Here is a 13,305-nt window from a genome sequence, read left to right on the forward strand (position 1 = left end):
CCCACTTGCTTTTACCCTTGCCAAAGGGAAAAAGCCGTGGTAAAATTAATTAAACCAATAGTTTAATTAATAAAGGAAGGAAGAGCCGGTGGGGAGAAGAAAGAAGGAACCCGCTGAGGCCCACCGGGGCCGCATCGCCCAGGCGGCAGCCGCCCTTTTCGCCAAGCGGGGTGTGGATTCGGTGACGGTGGAGGAAATCGCCCGGGAGGCGGGGTACAGCAAGGCCACCCTCTATGTCTACTTTCAGGGCAAGGAGGAGATCGTCGGCGCCCTCACCCTGGAGAGTATGCGGCGATTGCGGGACTGTCTGTCGTCCGCCCTCGCGGAGGGGACGGGCGCGCGGGGCCGCTACGACGCCGTTTGCGGGGCGCTCCAGCGCTACCAGGGAGAAGCGCCTTTCCTCTTTGGCCTGGCCCTGCGGGAAATCAACATCGATTGGGAGAGCCCCGACACCCTGCCGGTGGAGCGGGAGATCTTTGCCGTGGGCGAGGAGATAAACGACCTGATGGGCCGCTTTCTGTGCGAGGGGATGAAGACGGGCGCGTTCCGCCCCGACCTGGAAATCCTGCCCACGGTGTTTGCCTTCTGGGCAATGCTGGCCAGCCTCATGCAGGTGGCCGCGAGCAAGGAAAAGTACATCGAAAAGGCGATGGGTCTCACCCGAGAGGCGTTTCTTGCGGGCGGGTTTGAAACCCTCTACCGCGCCATTGCCAGAGGGGAGGGGTCGAGATGAAACGGCTGTTGGCGATTCTGGGGAGTCCGCACCCGGACGGCTCGACGGCGGCCATGTTGGCGTGCGCCGTCGCCGCTGCCGAGAGGGCTGGTTGGGCGGTGGACAGGGTGGAGCTCTACCGGGAGGAAATCGGTCTTTGCCGGGGCTGCCGCGCCTGTATCGAGACGGGGGTCTGCGTGGTGCCGGACGGGGTGCAGAGGATCGCCCAGCTCCTGCAGGGGTGCGACGCGGTCGTTCTGGCCGCCCCCACCTACTGGGCAAACCTGCCCGCAGCGGTCAAAAATCTCTTTGACCGGCTGCTCGGCACCGCGATGGAGGAGACCAAGACCTTCCCCAAGCCCCGGCTGTCGCCGCGCCAGCGGTACCTGCTGCTGACCGCCTGCAACACCCCGACCCCCTTTGATTACCTCTGCGGGCAGAGCCGGGGGGCCATCCGCGCCATGGAGGAATTTTTTCACACGGCGGGGATGAGGCGGATGGGACGGGTCGTCTTTGCGGGCGCACAGGGACGGGGGGAGCTGCCCCCTTCGCTGGAGAGAAAGATTTGCCGCTTTTGGCGGTGAGAGAGCTGCCCTGTAAAAACCCCCAGAGCCCATTCACGGGCCCTGGGGGTTTCTGCGCGGTTGGGGGTGTTTAGTCCCCTTCGGATGGGGGGACAACCAGGATATCGACGCTGTCCGAGGCTTTGCTCCCCTGGTACGCAACTTCCAGAGTGACGGTCGCCTCCCCCTCGCAAAGGGCTTCGACGGTGAGTGCGTCGGACATATCGGAGTGAACATGGGCCACATCGGCGTTCTTCACGCGGCAGCTCTTGCCGGAAGAGGTAGACCGGCGACTGGACCTCAAAGGGGAGGGTGCGCGTCTCCCCCACCTCCATGGTGACGTTGCCCGGGAGGATGTTCAGCGAAAGCCGGGGGGATTCCTCCTTGCAGCCCAAGAGGGCTGTCAAGAGGAGGGACCCGAGCAGCAGGGGAAGATACCTGGCCTTTTTCACAGTCGGCCCACCCCTTTCACACCGGGACGGGCAAAAGCGACCCGCCCGCTCAAAATAGCTTTTTTCCAGTTCCATTATGCCATCTTTTTGCGGAAAGAGGGAGGGGGTCTCCCCATTTTGAAAGGCCTTTCGTCCGTCAGTGCGTGCAGCTCTCGAGAGGGGCGGAAACGGCGGCGTTGGCCCGCCAAAAATCGAGAAAGACGCGCATCAAGGGGCCTGCCTTTCGGCGGCGGTGAAACCGCCAGAGCGCCCAGAGGACCAGCAGGGTCCCCAGCAGGCAGGCGATCATGTCGAGCATGGTGTCGTGGATGCCGGTGGTGAGCACGCGCTGGGGGTCGGTGTGAAAGACAAAGTCGCAGGCGTACTCGGCAATCTCCCAGCAGGCGGCGACGAGCATGGGAAAGGAGAGGGCGAAGTAAAAGGCGAAGGGGGCGTCCTCCCCGGCGAGGGGGCGATTTCGCTTCAGGTAGGCAAAGAGGCAGAGGCCCAGCAGGGCAAAGAGAACGCCGGAGAGGAGGTGGACGAATTTGTCAAACCAGGGGAACCAGTGGTAGCCCTTCATGGCAATGCCCACGCCGTAGGCGAGAAAGGCGAAGAGGGCGACGGCCCGGCTGAGGGCGGGGACTGGCCGCAGGCGAAGGAGGCGGTAGGCCAGCGGCGGGATGAGGAGAAAGAGGGGGGCGGCGGCGGTGACCAACAGGTAGGGCCAGGGAAAACAGAAAAAATCCACCACCCCGATGGCCAGAACGCCGGCGAGGTAGGCGGCAACGGCGGCGCGGCCGCCGCACTGGTTGACAAGGGGCTGCATCAAATCCCTCCCATTTGTTTTTGTAGCCCTTTTAGTATACAACAGAGGGGAGAAATTGGGCAGTCCCCATCTCCCTACAAATTTGTTTCAATTTTCTTTCGGCTGTCCCTCAAAACAGCAGGTGGGCGCTGTCATTGACAGCGCCCACGCGTGAAACGGCAGGTGTCAGCGGGTCAGGAGCCCGCCCCTCTTTGAAAGCCGCCACCCGCAGAGGCCCAGGGCCACAAGAGAGATGAGCAGGAGGGCGGCGACTGCCTGCCATCCCCCCTCGCCGGTGAGGAGGGAGTAACTCCAGGAGGCGGGGAAGAGGCGTCCGGCGAGCCGCAGGGGATCGGGTAGAAAGGCGGCGGGAAAGAGGGCCCCCGAGAGCATGATGGAGGGGAGAAAGAAGACCTGGGCGACCATGGTCAGCCGGGAACTGGTTTGAAAGAAGAGGCCGAGGGCGGTCCCCAGACAGAGGCAGGAAAAGAGGAAGAGGGCCATCGTCCCCAGGTAGTGGGGGAGATGGAGGGGGAGGCTGGCGTCAAAGAGGGGCGGGGCCAGCAGGAGGATGAGAAGGCTGACGAGAAAGAGGTGGACAAAGGCGGAGAGGAAGTTGGACGCCGCCGGGGCCCAGAGGGGGATGCGGCCCACCTGATAGGCCTTTTTGGTCTCGCTGCCGTAGAGGGCGGTGAGGGGGACCGGCGCGCCGAGAAAGGCCCCCATGCTCACGGCGAAGACCGACATGGCGGGGATGACCGTCTCCTTGGCGCCGGGGTCGAGGGAGGTGAGGATGCCCCCCATGAAGAGGAAGAAGACCAGGGGGACCAGATAGTAGGTGAGCAGCACGTCGCGGTTGCGCAGATCCAGTTTCCACTGGAGAACGGCCTGATAGAAAAAAGCGGTCATTTCGTCTCCTCCTGCAGTGCAAAGTCCAAGAATCGGTCCTCCAGGCTCTGGTGCTCCACCCGCACATCCTCCACCCGCACGCCGGCGCTGCGGGCGAGGGAGAGCAGCTCCCACAGCCCTTCGCCGAGCTGCTGTGTTTGGTAGAGGGCATAGCCCTGGTGCTCGCCGGTGAACCGGCAGTTGCGCAGCGCTGCCGCGTCCAGGGGAACACCGGTTTTGAGGCCAATCTGCGCCCCCGTCTCGCCCTGGCAGAGCAGTTCGGAAGGGCTGCCAGAAAAGGCGACCCGCCCCCCTTTGAGGAGGACGATCTGGTCGCAGAGGCGCTCGACCTCGGCCATGTCGTGGCTGGCCAAGAGGATGGCGCAGCCGCGCTCTTTCAGCCGGCCGATCTGCCGGTGCAGGGCGGCCCGCCCCTCCACGTCGAGCCCGGCGGTGGGTTCGTCCAAAAAGAGGAGGGAGGGTCGGCCGATGAGGGCCAGGGCCAGGTGGAGGCGGCGCTTTTGGCCGGTGGAGAGGGACCGATAGGGGCGCTTGCCCAGGGCGTCGATCCCCAGTTCGGCCTCCGCCTCCCGGTCGCGCTCGCCGCCGTTCCAGCGACAAAAGAGTTCCAGCGCCTCCTGTGGGCGGATGGTGGCCGGCAGGGAGGCGGACTGCAGCTGCACCCCCAGCTGGCCTGATATCTCCACTCTGCCGCTGTCTCGGGTGCGCAGCCCCTCGATGCACTCCAGCGCGGTGGTCTTGCCGGCGCCGTTGGGGCCCAGCAGGGCGGCGATCTCCCCCTCCTTCAGGGTGAGGGAGACCCCCTTTAGCACCTCTTTTTCGCCGTAGCGCTTACAGAGGTTTTGGACGGTGAGTGCGCTCTTGCTCATCTAGTGTTCCTCCTGTTCGGGCAGGCGGATACCCGCCTTTTGAAAATAGGCGTTCAGGGCCTGCTCCAGAACAGGGGTCACCCGCTCCTGGCGCTGACGGAACTCGTCGCCCCATTGGGACTTGCTGTCGGCAAAGGCCGAGAGCTGGGGGAGGAGGGAGAGGTCGCCCCCGGTGAATTCGGTCACCATGGCCCACCAGCGGCCGCCGATGTCCGCGAGGGTGTCCCCGTCCGGGATGACCCCCGCCTCCTGCATGGCGATGATCTCATCGCAGAGGGCTTTCCAGGTGTCAAAGAGGGCAAGCCCCTGCTCAGGCCGGTCGCGAAAGCGGTCTTTGATGTGCTCCATCAGCGAGTCGTCGAAGAACTTGACGATCCAATACCCCTCGTTTTTCTGCTGCAAAAGGGTGACGATCTCGGCGTATTTTTTAAAGTCCACCGCCTGCATCTGCACCACCTCTTTTTCCAGGGCGGTGATGGCGTCCAGGGCCTGCTGCAGCTCGGCGATCTGGCGGCCGACGACCTCCCGCTGGTGGGCCAGGGCCAGGGCCACCTGCTGGGGGGTGTCCAGGGAAAGGAGATTCTCCCTGATTTGCTGCAGGGAGAACCCCAGGTATTTTAGGGACTGTATCTGGTGGAGGCGGACGACGTCCTTTTCGGTGTAGAGCCGCCGCCCGCCAGGGCTCTTGGCCGAGGGCTTTAACAGGCCCTCTCTGTCGTAGTACTGCAGGGTGCGCACCGTGACCCCCATCTGCGCGGCCAGCTGGCCCACGGTGAGCAGTTCGCTTCGCTCCATGTCGAATCACCTCTTTGAGGGTATTATACTATGTGACGCAAGGTCACGAGCAACCCCTTTTGCAAATTCTCTGCATTTTCCAGCAAAAAAGGGATGGAGCCGCCGAAAAATGTTGGCGGCCCCATCCCTTTTCTGCCCGGCGCTGATGCCGGGGCGGGAATCTATCTGTTTTGGCGGTACTCCTCGGCGCAGGCCTGCAGCTCGGAGAAGGTGCGCACATCGCTCTCCTCCACCTGCTGGCGCACGTCGGCGGGCAGGGAGTGAAAGTACTCGTAGCTGGTCAGGTCCTGGTCGATGAGGTCGCTCAAACAGAGATGAACGGATTCGGACATGTTGAATCTCCCCCTCACAGAGAGTGTTTGCAGGGCGAGGGGAGACAATCAGAGGGAAATGACGTCAATTTTGGCGGCTTTTTGCCCGGTGGCGGCACCACAGCCAAAGGAGGAGGGCAGTTGCGGCCAGCCCGGTGAGGGCGCCCGCAAAGTCGAGCCAGACATCGCTGATCTGCCCGGAGCGCCCGGGCACCAAGAGCTGGATGCTCTCGTCGCACAGAGGGATGAACAGGCAGTAAAAGAGGGGGATCGCCAGGTGGGGGAGCCAGCGGGCGGTGTACTGGCGAAAGCTGGCCAGCGCCACCGTCCCCAGGCCGAAGTATTCGGCAAAGTGGGCGGCCTTGCGGACAAAGTGCTCGCTGAGGTGAAGGGGGAGGCCGACGGAGTCAAAAAAGCCGTTGACAAGGGCCAGCACCGCCCCGCTTTTGGAGGAGGAACTGGGCCCCATGTCCAGCGAGTTGGAAAAGACAAAGAGGGTGTAGAGAATGAGCAGGGCGGTGAAGAGCGCCCTGCGGCGGCGGATCGACATGGAAAGACCCCCTGTACAAGAAATTTGGCCAGGCCGTCTGCCGGCGGCCGACCACTGCCAGCTCATTATAAAAGGGGAGGCCAAAAAATGCAAATGGATGGAAAAAGGACGGGGATCACTCCCCGTCCTTTTGATAGGCGACCAGCACCACCGGCTGACCGCAGGAATGGCAGATGGCCTGTTCCGCCTCCCGCAGGATGCGGCAGGCATCCTCGCTCAAGGGGGCCACCCCGTACTGGTTGGGGCCCATCTCAGTCGTCGCCCCGGGTCAGTTTGTCGGCGTAGGACAGCAGGGCATCGCGGGTGCAGACATGATCGCCCCGCTGGCGGATGGTCTCCTGCACGTAGCCGGGCAGCTGGGCAAATGCGTCTCTGGCCTCGGCGTCGCCGGAGAGGAGGTCGGACAGACAGTTGTAAGATTGGTTCATTTGGCTCACCTCCCCCTTAGTATTCCGGCGGGCGGACCCACTATGCCCCGTCTGACAACAAAAGAAGATTTGAAAAAGCTGACAAAAAGCTGGTGTGCGTTTTGGAGGAATGCTATAATAGCCCAAAAGCCCTCCGCCGGGGATGGGCGGGGATGGGCTTGCCTCTGCAGCCGCGCCAAAGGGCGGCGAGACAGGGGGGAAGGGGAGTGAAGAGGGATGGATCTGTGTGAGCTGTTCCAACAAAAAAAGTGCGTGCTGTCCTTTGAGGTGTTTCCGCCGAAAAAGAGCAGCGGGGTGGAGAGCATCTACCGCACGCTAGACGAGTTGTGCGCCCTAAGACCGGACTTTATCAGCGTGACCTTTGGCGCGGGGGGCACCGGCGTCAAGGACAACCTGACGGTGGAGCTGGCCGGCGCCATCCGCGCCCGGGGGGTGGAGCCCCTGGCCCACCTGACCTGCATCAACTCCGACGAGGAGACCCTGCTGGGGCTTCTGGACCGGCTGGAGGAGGTGGGGGTGCGAAACATCCTCGCCCTGCGGGGCGACCGGGTGGAGGGCGCCGAGGAGGGCCCCTACCGCCACGCCAACGAGCTGATGGAGCGGATCGCCCGCCGGGGCGGGTTCAATCTGGTGGGGGCCTGCTACCCCGAGTGCCACTGCGAAGCGCCCGACGCCCTTCACGACCTGCAAAATCTGCGCCGCAAGCAGGAGGCGGGCGCCACCCACCTGATCACCCAGCTGTTTTTTGACAACCGCTGCTTCTACGACTTTGTCGAGAAGGCGCGGATCGCAGGGGTCAGCCTGCCCATCGAGGCGGGGATCATGCCCATCGTCAGCAAGCGGCAGATCGAGCGGATCGTCACCCTCTGCGGGGCCAGCATCCCCCCCAAATTTGCCCGGATGCTCAGCCGGTTCGAGGGCGACCCCGCCGCCCTGCGGGACGCGGGGATCGCCTATGCCACCGAGCAGATCATCGACTTGATCGGCAGCGGGGTGGAGGGCATTCACATCTACACCATGAACAACCCCGCCGTCGCCCGGCGGATCTGTGAAAACATCGCCACTGCTCTGGACTGTGTCAACGGGGGCGGGGCAGCGTGACGGCGGTGGACGCCGCCTCGCTGCCCATCTCCCGAGAGGAGACGCTGCGCTATCTGCGCCACCGGGGCGGCCCCCTGACAGAGGAGATGGAGGCGCTGCTAAAGAGCTGCGAGGAGGAGCTGCGGGCCGCCGCCCGCCCCCGCTACTGCCACCGCTTTTTTGGGTTGGAGCGGCGGGGGAAGGCCCTCGCCCTCACTGGGAGCGGGGCCCTGCTCCCGGGGCGGCAGATCGCCGCGCTGCTGGAGGGCTGCGACGGCTGCGCGCTTTTGGGGGCGACGCTGGGGGGCGAGGTGGACCGGCTGATCCGCCGCGCCCAGGTGGAGCAGATGGCCCGGGCGGTGGTCCTCGACGCCCTGGGCACCGCCGCGATCGAGGCGCTCTGCGACCTGGCGGGGGAGGAGATCCGCCGGGCGGCCGCCGCGGAGGGGAAGAGCTGCACCTGGCGCTTTAGCCCCGGGTACGGCGACCTGCCGCTTGTCTGCCAGCGGGACTTTTTGGGGCTGCTGGACGCGCCCCGGCAGATCGGACTGACCCTCACCCCACAGCTGATGATGGTGCCCGAGAAGTCGGTCAGCGCCATCATCGGGGTGGGCGCGCCGTCGAGGGAAGGGCCCCGGCGGGGCTGTGAGGGCTGCGCCCTGCAAAAAAATTGTGTCTACAGACGGGAGGGACTGCACTGTGCAGAAAAATTGGGATGAAAAGGACCGCTATGTCCTTCTGGACGGGGCCATGGGCACCGTGCTGCAGGATGCGGGGCTGCCCCTGGGCGGGCGGCCGGAACTCCTGAACCTGACCCAGCCGGACTTGATCGAGGGGGTGCACCGCCGCTATATCGAGGCGGGGGCCCAGGTGATCTACACCAATACCTTTGGCGCCAACCGCAAAAAGCTGGCGGGCTGTGGGCACGGGGTGGAGGAGGTGGTCGCTGCGGCGGTGGGCTGCGCCCGCCGGGCGGCCGACGGCAGCGGCTGCCGGGTGGCGCTGGACATTGGCCCCATCGGCGAACTGCTGGAGCCCAGCGGCAGCCTCCCCTTTGAGGAGGCGGTGGACCTCTTTCGCCAACAGGTGCGCGCCGGGGCCGCCGCCGGGGCCGATTTGGTGGTGGTCGAGACCATGACCGACCTGTTGGAGGCCAAGGCCGCGGTGCTGGCGGCCAAAGAGGTCTGCGACCTGCCGGTCTGGGTGAGCATGACCTTTGAAAAGGGCGGGCACACCTTCACGGGGGTCTCGATCCCCGCCATGGCCCTGACGCTGGAAGGGCTGGGGGTGCAGGCGCTGGGCATCAACTGCTCGCTGAGCCCCCGGGACATCTACCCCCTGGCCAAGGAGTTGGCCGGTTGGACCGACCTGCCCCTGATCGTCAAGGCAAACGCCGGGCTGCCCAACCTGGAGGCGGGGCGCTACGACGTGTCGCCCGGCCAGTACGCCGCCGACCTGGCCCCCTTTTTGGAGCTGGGGGCCACCCTGCTGGGGGGCTGTTGCGGCACCACCCCCGAATACATCCGCCAGATCGCGGCGCTGGTGGAGGGGAAAACCCCGCCCCGGCGGACCGCGGCGCGTGTCAGCGCGGTCTGCTCCCCCTCGCGGGTGGTGGCGGTGGACCGGCCGCGGGTGATCGGCGAGCGGATCAACCCCACCGGGAAAAAGCGGTTCAAAGCGGCCCTGGCCGAGGGGAATTGGGACTACATCCTGGCCCAGGGCATCTCCCAGGCGCGGGCCGGGGCCGACATCCTCGACGTGAACGTGGGGATGCCGGGCATCGACGAGCCTGCCGCCATGGAACAGGCGGTCAAGCGGCTGCAGGCCATTTTGGACCTGCCGCTGCAGATCGACACCACCGACCCGGCGGCGCTGGAGCGGGGGCTGCGGGTCTACTGCGGCAAGCCGCTGGTCAACTCGGTCAACGGGGAGAAGGCCTCCCTCGACCGGGTGCTGCCCCTGTGCAAAAAGTACGGCGCGGCGGTGGTGGGGCTGACCCTGGACGAGGCGGGCATCCCCCGCCGGGCGGAGGAGCGGCTGGCCGTGGCCGAGCGGATCGTGGAGGCGGCCCTGGCGCACGGCCTCCCCCGGGAGGACATCTACATCGACTGCCTGGTGCTGACGGCCTCGGCCCAGCAGGACGGGGTGATGGAGACGCTGAAGGCCGTCTCCCTGGTAAAGGAGAAGCTGGGGGTCAAGACGGTGCTGGGGGTCTCCAACATCTCCTTTGGGCTGCCGGCCAGGGAGCTGGTCAACCGCACCTTTCTGGCCATGGCCCTGCAGAGGGGGCTGGACCTGCCCATCCTCAACCCCAACGCCGCGGCCATGATGGACACGGTGCGGGCCTATCGGGTGCTGGCCAACCTGGACGCGGGGGCGGCCGCCTTCATTGCCGCCTACGGCGGGAAGAGGGAGACCGCTCCCCAGGCGAGCGCCCCCGCGGCGGAAAACGCCGAGGAGGCGGTGGCCGAGGCCATTCGCGGCGGGCTGGGGGAGCGGGCTCGGGCGTGCACCCTGACCCTGCTGGAGACCCATTCGCCCCTGGAGATCGTCAACCGCTATCTCATCCCCGCCCTGGACCGGGTGGGGGAGGAGTTTGAGAGGGGGACCCTGTTTTTGCCTCAGCTCATCCAGTCGGCCGAGGCGGCGGGCCGGGCCTTTGACGCGGTCAAGGGCGCCATCGCCGCGGCGGGCAGCGACCAGGGCGACGGCGGACGGATCGTGCTGGCCACCGTCAAGGGGGACATCCACGACATCGGCAAGAACATCGTCAAGGTGATTTTGGAAAACTACGGGTTTTCCGTCATCGACCTGGGGCGGGACGTGCCGGTGGAAGAGGTGGTGCGCGCGGCCAGGGAACACGAGGTCAAGCTGGTGGGGCTCTCGGCCCTGATGACCACCACCCTGGGCAGCATGGAGGCGACCATTGCCGCCCTCAAAGCCGCCCTGCCGGAGTGCCGGGTGATGGTGGGGGGCGCGGTGCTGACCCCCGAATACGCCCAAAAAATCGGCGCGGACTACTACGCCAGGGACGCCAAGCAGTCGGCCGACATCGCCAAAAAGCTGTTTTCAGAGGAGGAGAGAGGATGAAGGCGGAGATATGGGGCACGCCGGTGGCCTATGAGGAGCGGGGCGAGGGGATGCCCCTGGTGGCGATCCACGGCTGGACCGGCTGCCGCCTGCAGATGACCGAGCGCCTGGAACCGGTGTTTGCCGACCTGCCGGGCTACCGGCGCGTCTACCTGGACCTGCCGGGGATGGGGGAGACCCCGCCCTGCGCGCGGGTGCAAAACACCGACGAGATGCTGGCCTTTGTGCGCGCCTTCATCGACCGGGTGGTGGGAGAGAAAGCCCCCTATCTGGTGGCGGGCCACTCCTACGGCGGGTACCTGGTGCGGGGACTGCTGGCGGCAGAGGACAGCCGGGCGGCCGGGGGCATCCTCCTCTGCCCGGTGGCCAACCCGGTGCACGCCCAGCGCATCCTGCCGCCCCTCGTGCCACTGGTGGAGGAGCCGGCCTTTGTGCAGGCCCTTCCCCAGCCCGAGAGGGAGGCCTACGGCGGGGCGATCGCGGTGCAAAACCGGCGCAGCTATGCCGCCTGGCAGCGGGAGATCGACGGGGTGAAAGACCGCTTTGACGCGGGCTACCTAGACGCCATCGTGCGCACCGGCTACGGCTATGCCCGGCTGCCGGAAGAGGGGAAGACCGTCGACGCCCCGGCCCTCCTCTTTCTGGGGCGACAGGACGATGTGGTGGGGTATGAGGAGATGCTCGAGCTGCTGCCCCACTACCCCCGGGCCACCCTGGCCCTGCTGGAGCACGCCGGGCACCAGTTGGCCATCGACCAGCCCGAGGCCTTTGTGGCCATGACCCGCTGCTGGCTGAAAAAATGGGAGAGCGAGCGCCCACAGCAATAGGGAACGAGAAAAGGGCCCCCGTCGGACAGATCGTCCGGCGGGGGCCCTTTTGGATGGCGGTTTAGTCTTCCAGCAGTTCGGTAAAACACTCGATGTGGCGGTCGGCGAGGGCGCAGATCTGCGGCCAGTCCTCCCTGGCGGTCTCGTCGAAGATAGCGCAGACTTGAAACCCGGCCTTTTTGGCCGTCTCAATGGCGTAGAGACTGTCCTCAAAGACGGTGCACTGGGAAGGGGGGAGGCCGATGCATTCGGCCGCGCGCAGAAAGATGTCGGGGTCTCTCTTGCTGATGCCGGTCTCCTGCGCGGTGAGGAAGAAGTCCAGCTGGTCCCAGAGGCCCAGCCGCTCTAGGGCGGCGCGGGAGAAGTCGCGCCCGGTCATGGTGGCGATGCCCACCTTGGCGCCACTCTGATGCAGGGCCTGCAGGTATTGGGGGACCATGGGCTTGCACTCGATCTCCCCCTCGTAGGCCGCGCCGATGCGCAGCAGCCAGCGGTCAAAAATGTCCTGTGCGGTGGCATTCAGGCCGTAGCGGTCGACGAGGTACTGGGCGCGGTCGATGAGCTTTTTGTCGGTCATCAGCGCCCTCGCCTCCTCCTCTTGCGCCTCGGTGAGGGTGAGGCCCCACGGCTCTAGCGCCGCGAAGTCCCACACCCGCCAGTGGTGCATGGAGTCCAGCAGGGTGCCGTCCATGTCGAAAATGGCCCCTTTGACGGGGAAGTCTGCTCTGCACTTCACTGTGAATATACCCCCTTGAAAAAATCTCTTTTTCCCAGTATAGCACAAAACCACAAAAAGGAAAAACGTTTCCATCGACACGGGAGGGAATGGACGCTCTTTTTTCTCCCGCCCACGCATAGGGATAGAGAGGCGTCCGCCCGGAGGGAGGGCGACACGAGAGGAAAAGGGGAGAGGGGACAATGTGGTGGATGTTGGCGCTGGCCGCGGCGGTGGGGGAGATGTACACCGCCGTAAAGCTGGCCTATTACGGGGAGCTGTGGGGGCGGGCCCGCGGCGGGGAGCCCACGGCCTGGATGGCGGCAGCCGCCGCCCTGCCCCTCTGGGGGGCGGCTCTCTGCGCCGGGTGGTCCCGGCGGGCAGATCTGGCTTTGGGAGGCGTGGGCGGGGCGCTGCTGCTCTGGGCGGCCGCCGGGGGCTGCGCCCTTCTGGCGGCGCTGGAGACGGCCTTTTCGTGGGGGGGTGTCAGCGGCCGCCGGGTGCTCTGCCTGTTGGGGGGCTGTGGGGCGGTGGTGCTGCTGCCCGCCTTTGGAATGGACATCCCCCTGGGGCCGGTGGGGGCGCTGACCCCGGTCCTCCTGCTGCTGGGCGGGGTGGAGCTGACCTACCGGCGGGAGCTGCGGCGACCGCCTGCCCGGGCGCTGGTGGACGGCCCGCTGCGGGGGCCCCGCCTCTGGTGGCGGGTGGGGGTGCTGGCGGTGGCGGCCTTCTTGGGTGGTCTCTTCCTCTGCTGCGGCCTCTCCCATCTGCTGGGGGAGGGGGCGGCATCCCCTCTGTGGGCGGCCTTCTTTCTGGGGGCGCCCCTCTCGGCGCCGGCGGCCGTCTGCTGGGGGAAGCTGGTGCGGCGGGGGGAGAGCGCCCGGCTGGCCCCCTTTCTGCTTCGCCTGGGGTGGATGGGGCTGCTGGCCCTCCCCCTGTCGGACCTGGCCTGCCGGGGGGAGAGCGTCTACCGCTTTGACGCGTCCGCCCTGCTGCTCTGGCTGCTCTGCCTCTACGCCCTGGCAGCCCTCTTCTGGTGTCTGCGGCTGCTGCGCCGCAGGGAGCGCAGCGGGGCGGTGCTCCTGACCTGCCGGATCCTCTGCGTCTGTTTGCCGCTGTGCGCCCTCCTCTTTTTCTGGCTGGGGCTTCGGCGGGGTTGAGCCGCTGGGGAAAGGGGGGCATTTCGGCAAATCGCCCAATTGTCGAAAAAAGGGCGT

16 protein-coding genes are annotated in these 13,305 nt (G+C 66.1%); 7 read left to right on the forward strand and 9 right to left on the reverse strand.

What is annotated here, in order from left to right; all coding sequences use genetic code 11:
- The first annotated feature begins 88 nt into the window (after nt 1-88).
- Together KQI11_RS04320 and KQI11_RS04325 are read left to right on the forward strand one after the other, a co-directional pair.
- Nucleotides 89-733 carry a TetR/AcrR family transcriptional regulator gene (locus KQI11_RS04320; protein WP_216401207.1) on the forward strand — a complete coding sequence of 215 codons (645 nt, stop codon included), beginning with the start codon at nt 89-91 and terminating at the stop codon, nt 731-733.
- Entirely contained in the window at nt 730-1,296 is a 567-nt protein-coding gene (locus tag KQI11_RS04325) for a flavodoxin family protein (protein ID WP_216401208.1), read from the forward strand. Before KQI11_RS04320 ends, KQI11_RS04325 begins: the two co-directional genes overlap by 4 nt.
- Nucleotides 1,297-1,863: 567 nt before the next feature.
- Here the strand turns inward: KQI11_RS04325 and KQI11_RS04330 are convergent.
- The 8 genes from KQI11_RS04330 to KQI11_RS04360 form a co-directional block, all read right to left on the reverse strand.
- On the reverse strand, nt 1,864-2,535 hold the full coding sequence (locus KQI11_RS04330) for a DUF2238 domain-containing protein (protein ID WP_216401209.1): 672 nt from the start codon (nt 2,533-2,535) through the stop codon (nt 1,864-1,866).
- A 165-nt stretch (nt 2,536-2,700) separates the two neighbouring features.
- On the reverse strand, nt 2,701-3,423 hold the full coding sequence (locus tag KQI11_RS04335) for an ABC transporter permease (RefSeq protein WP_185915205.1): 723 nt from the start codon (nt 3,421-3,423) through the stop codon (nt 2,701-2,703).
- Nucleotides 3,420-4,292 carry an ABC transporter ATP-binding protein gene (locus KQI11_RS04340; protein WP_216401210.1) on the reverse strand — a complete coding sequence of 291 codons (873 nt, stop codon included), beginning with the start codon at nt 4,290-4,292 and terminating at the stop codon, nt 3,420-3,422. Before KQI11_RS04340 ends, KQI11_RS04335 begins: the two co-directional genes overlap by 4 nt.
- Entirely contained in the window at nt 4,293-5,087 is a 795-nt protein-coding gene (locus KQI11_RS04345; protein ID WP_216401211.1) for a MerR family transcriptional regulator, read from the reverse strand.
- 161 nt (nt 5,088-5,248) lie between these two features.
- Complete coding sequence (locus KQI11_RS04350) at nt 5,249-5,419, reverse strand: hypothetical protein (RefSeq protein WP_185915202.1); 171 nt, start codon at nt 5,417-5,419, stop codon at nt 5,249-5,251.
- A 64-nt stretch (nt 5,420-5,483) separates the two neighbouring features.
- The gene (locus KQI11_RS04355; protein WP_216401212.1) at nt 5,484-5,948 is read right to left on the reverse strand and encodes a VanZ family protein; all 465 of its coding nucleotides are present in this window, start codon (nt 5,946-5,948) and stop codon (nt 5,484-5,486) included.
- Between the two features lie 115 nt (nt 5,949-6,063).
- Entirely contained in the window at nt 6,064-6,198 is a 135-nt protein-coding gene (locus KQI11_RS13180; protein ID WP_256135633.1) for a hypothetical protein, read from the reverse strand.
- A gap of 1 nt (nt 6,199) precedes the next feature.
- Nucleotides 6,200-6,376, reverse strand: a complete 177-nt coding sequence (locus KQI11_RS04360) for a hypothetical protein (RefSeq protein ID WP_185915200.1) — start codon at nt 6,374-6,376, stop codon at nt 6,200-6,202.
- Nucleotides 6,377-6,592: 216 nt separating this feature from the next.
- On the opposite strand from KQI11_RS04360, the gene KQI11_RS04365 reads away from it, so the two are divergent.
- From KQI11_RS04365 to KQI11_RS04380, 4 genes are read left to right on the forward strand one after another with little or no spacing between them, the layout of a single operon-like run.
- Complete coding sequence (locus tag KQI11_RS04365; protein ID WP_216401213.1) at nt 6,593-7,477, forward strand: methylenetetrahydrofolate reductase; 885 nt, start codon at nt 6,593-6,595, stop codon at nt 7,475-7,477.
- Entirely contained in the window at nt 7,474-8,175 is a 702-nt protein-coding gene (locus tag KQI11_RS13435; protein ID WP_216401214.1) for a vitamin B12 dependent-methionine synthase activation domain-containing protein, read from the forward strand. Before KQI11_RS04365 ends, KQI11_RS13435 begins: the two co-directional genes overlap by 4 nt.
- Nucleotides 8,156-10,546, forward strand: coding sequence for a homocysteine S-methyltransferase family protein (locus tag KQI11_RS04375; protein ID WP_216401215.1), 2,391 nt, complete (start codon nt 8,156-8,158; stop codon nt 10,544-10,546). The genes KQI11_RS13435 and KQI11_RS04375 overlap by 20 nt, the downstream gene beginning before the upstream one ends.
- Complete coding sequence (locus KQI11_RS04380) at nt 10,543-11,373, forward strand: alpha/beta fold hydrolase (protein WP_216401216.1); 831 nt, start codon at nt 10,543-10,545, stop codon at nt 11,371-11,373. Before KQI11_RS04375 ends, KQI11_RS04380 begins: the two co-directional genes overlap by 4 nt.
- A gap of 61 nt (nt 11,374-11,434) precedes the next feature.
- On the opposite strand, the gene KQI11_RS04385 is transcribed toward KQI11_RS04380, so the two are convergent.
- On the reverse strand, nt 11,435-12,109 hold the full coding sequence (locus KQI11_RS04385) for an HAD family hydrolase (protein ID WP_216401217.1): 675 nt from the start codon (nt 12,107-12,109) through the stop codon (nt 11,435-11,437).
- A gap of 182 nt (nt 12,110-12,291) precedes the next feature.
- Here KQI11_RS04385 and KQI11_RS04390 point away from each other — a divergent pair, with 182 nt between their 5' ends.
- On the forward strand, nt 12,292-13,248 hold the full coding sequence (locus KQI11_RS04390) for a hypothetical protein (RefSeq protein WP_216401218.1): 957 nt from the start codon (nt 12,292-12,294) through the stop codon (nt 13,246-13,248).
- The last annotated feature ends 57 nt before the right edge of the window (nt 13,249-13,305 follow it).

This window comes from Acetanaerobacterium sp. MSJ-12 (assembly GCF_018917875.1).
Lineage (GTDB): Bacteria > Bacillota > Clostridia > Oscillospirales > Ruminococcaceae > Bittarella > Bittarella massiliensis.

Coding starts and splice junctions, on each gene's coding strand:
- KQI11_RS04365 (WP_216401213.1), top strand. CDS start 6,593: ATGGATCTGTGTGAGCTGTTCCAACAAAAAAAGTGCGTGCTGTCCTTT.
- KQI11_RS04340 (WP_216401210.1), bottom strand. CDS start 4,292: ATGAGCAAGAGCGCACTCACCGTCCAAAACCTCTGTAAGCGCTACGGC.
- KQI11_RS13180 (WP_256135633.1), bottom strand. CDS start 6,198: ATGGGCCCCAACCAGTACGGGGTGGCCCCCTTGAGCGAGGATGCCTGC.
- KQI11_RS04330 (WP_216401209.1), bottom strand. CDS start 2,535: ATGCAGCCCCTTGTCAACCAGTGCGGCGGCCGCGCCGCCGTTGCCGCC.
- KQI11_RS04355 (WP_216401212.1), bottom strand. CDS start 5,948: ATGTCGATCCGCCGCCGCAGGGCGCTCTTCACCGCCCTGCTCATTCTC.
- KQI11_RS04345 (WP_216401211.1), bottom strand. CDS start 5,087: ATGGAGCGAAGCGAACTGCTCACCGTGGGCCAGCTGGCCGCGCAGATG.
- KQI11_RS04350 (WP_185915202.1), bottom strand. CDS start 5,419: ATGTCCGAATCCGTTCATCTCTGTTTGAGCGACCTCATCGACCAGGAC.
- KQI11_RS04360 (WP_185915200.1), bottom strand. CDS start 6,376: ATGAACCAATCTTACAACTGTCTGTCCGACCTCCTCTCCGGCGACGCC.
- KQI11_RS04335 (WP_185915205.1), bottom strand. CDS start 3,423: ATGACCGCTTTTTTCTATCAGGCCGTTCTCCAGTGGAAACTGGATCTG.
- KQI11_RS04325 (WP_216401208.1), top strand. CDS start 730: ATGAAACGGCTGTTGGCGATTCTGGGGAGTCCGCACCCGGACGGCTCG.
- KQI11_RS04380 (WP_216401216.1), top strand. CDS start 10,543: ATGAAGGCGGAGATATGGGGCACGCCGGTGGCCTATGAGGAGCGGGGC.
- KQI11_RS04390 (WP_216401218.1), top strand. CDS start 12,292: ATGTGGTGGATGTTGGCGCTGGCCGCGGCGGTGGGGGAGATGTACACC.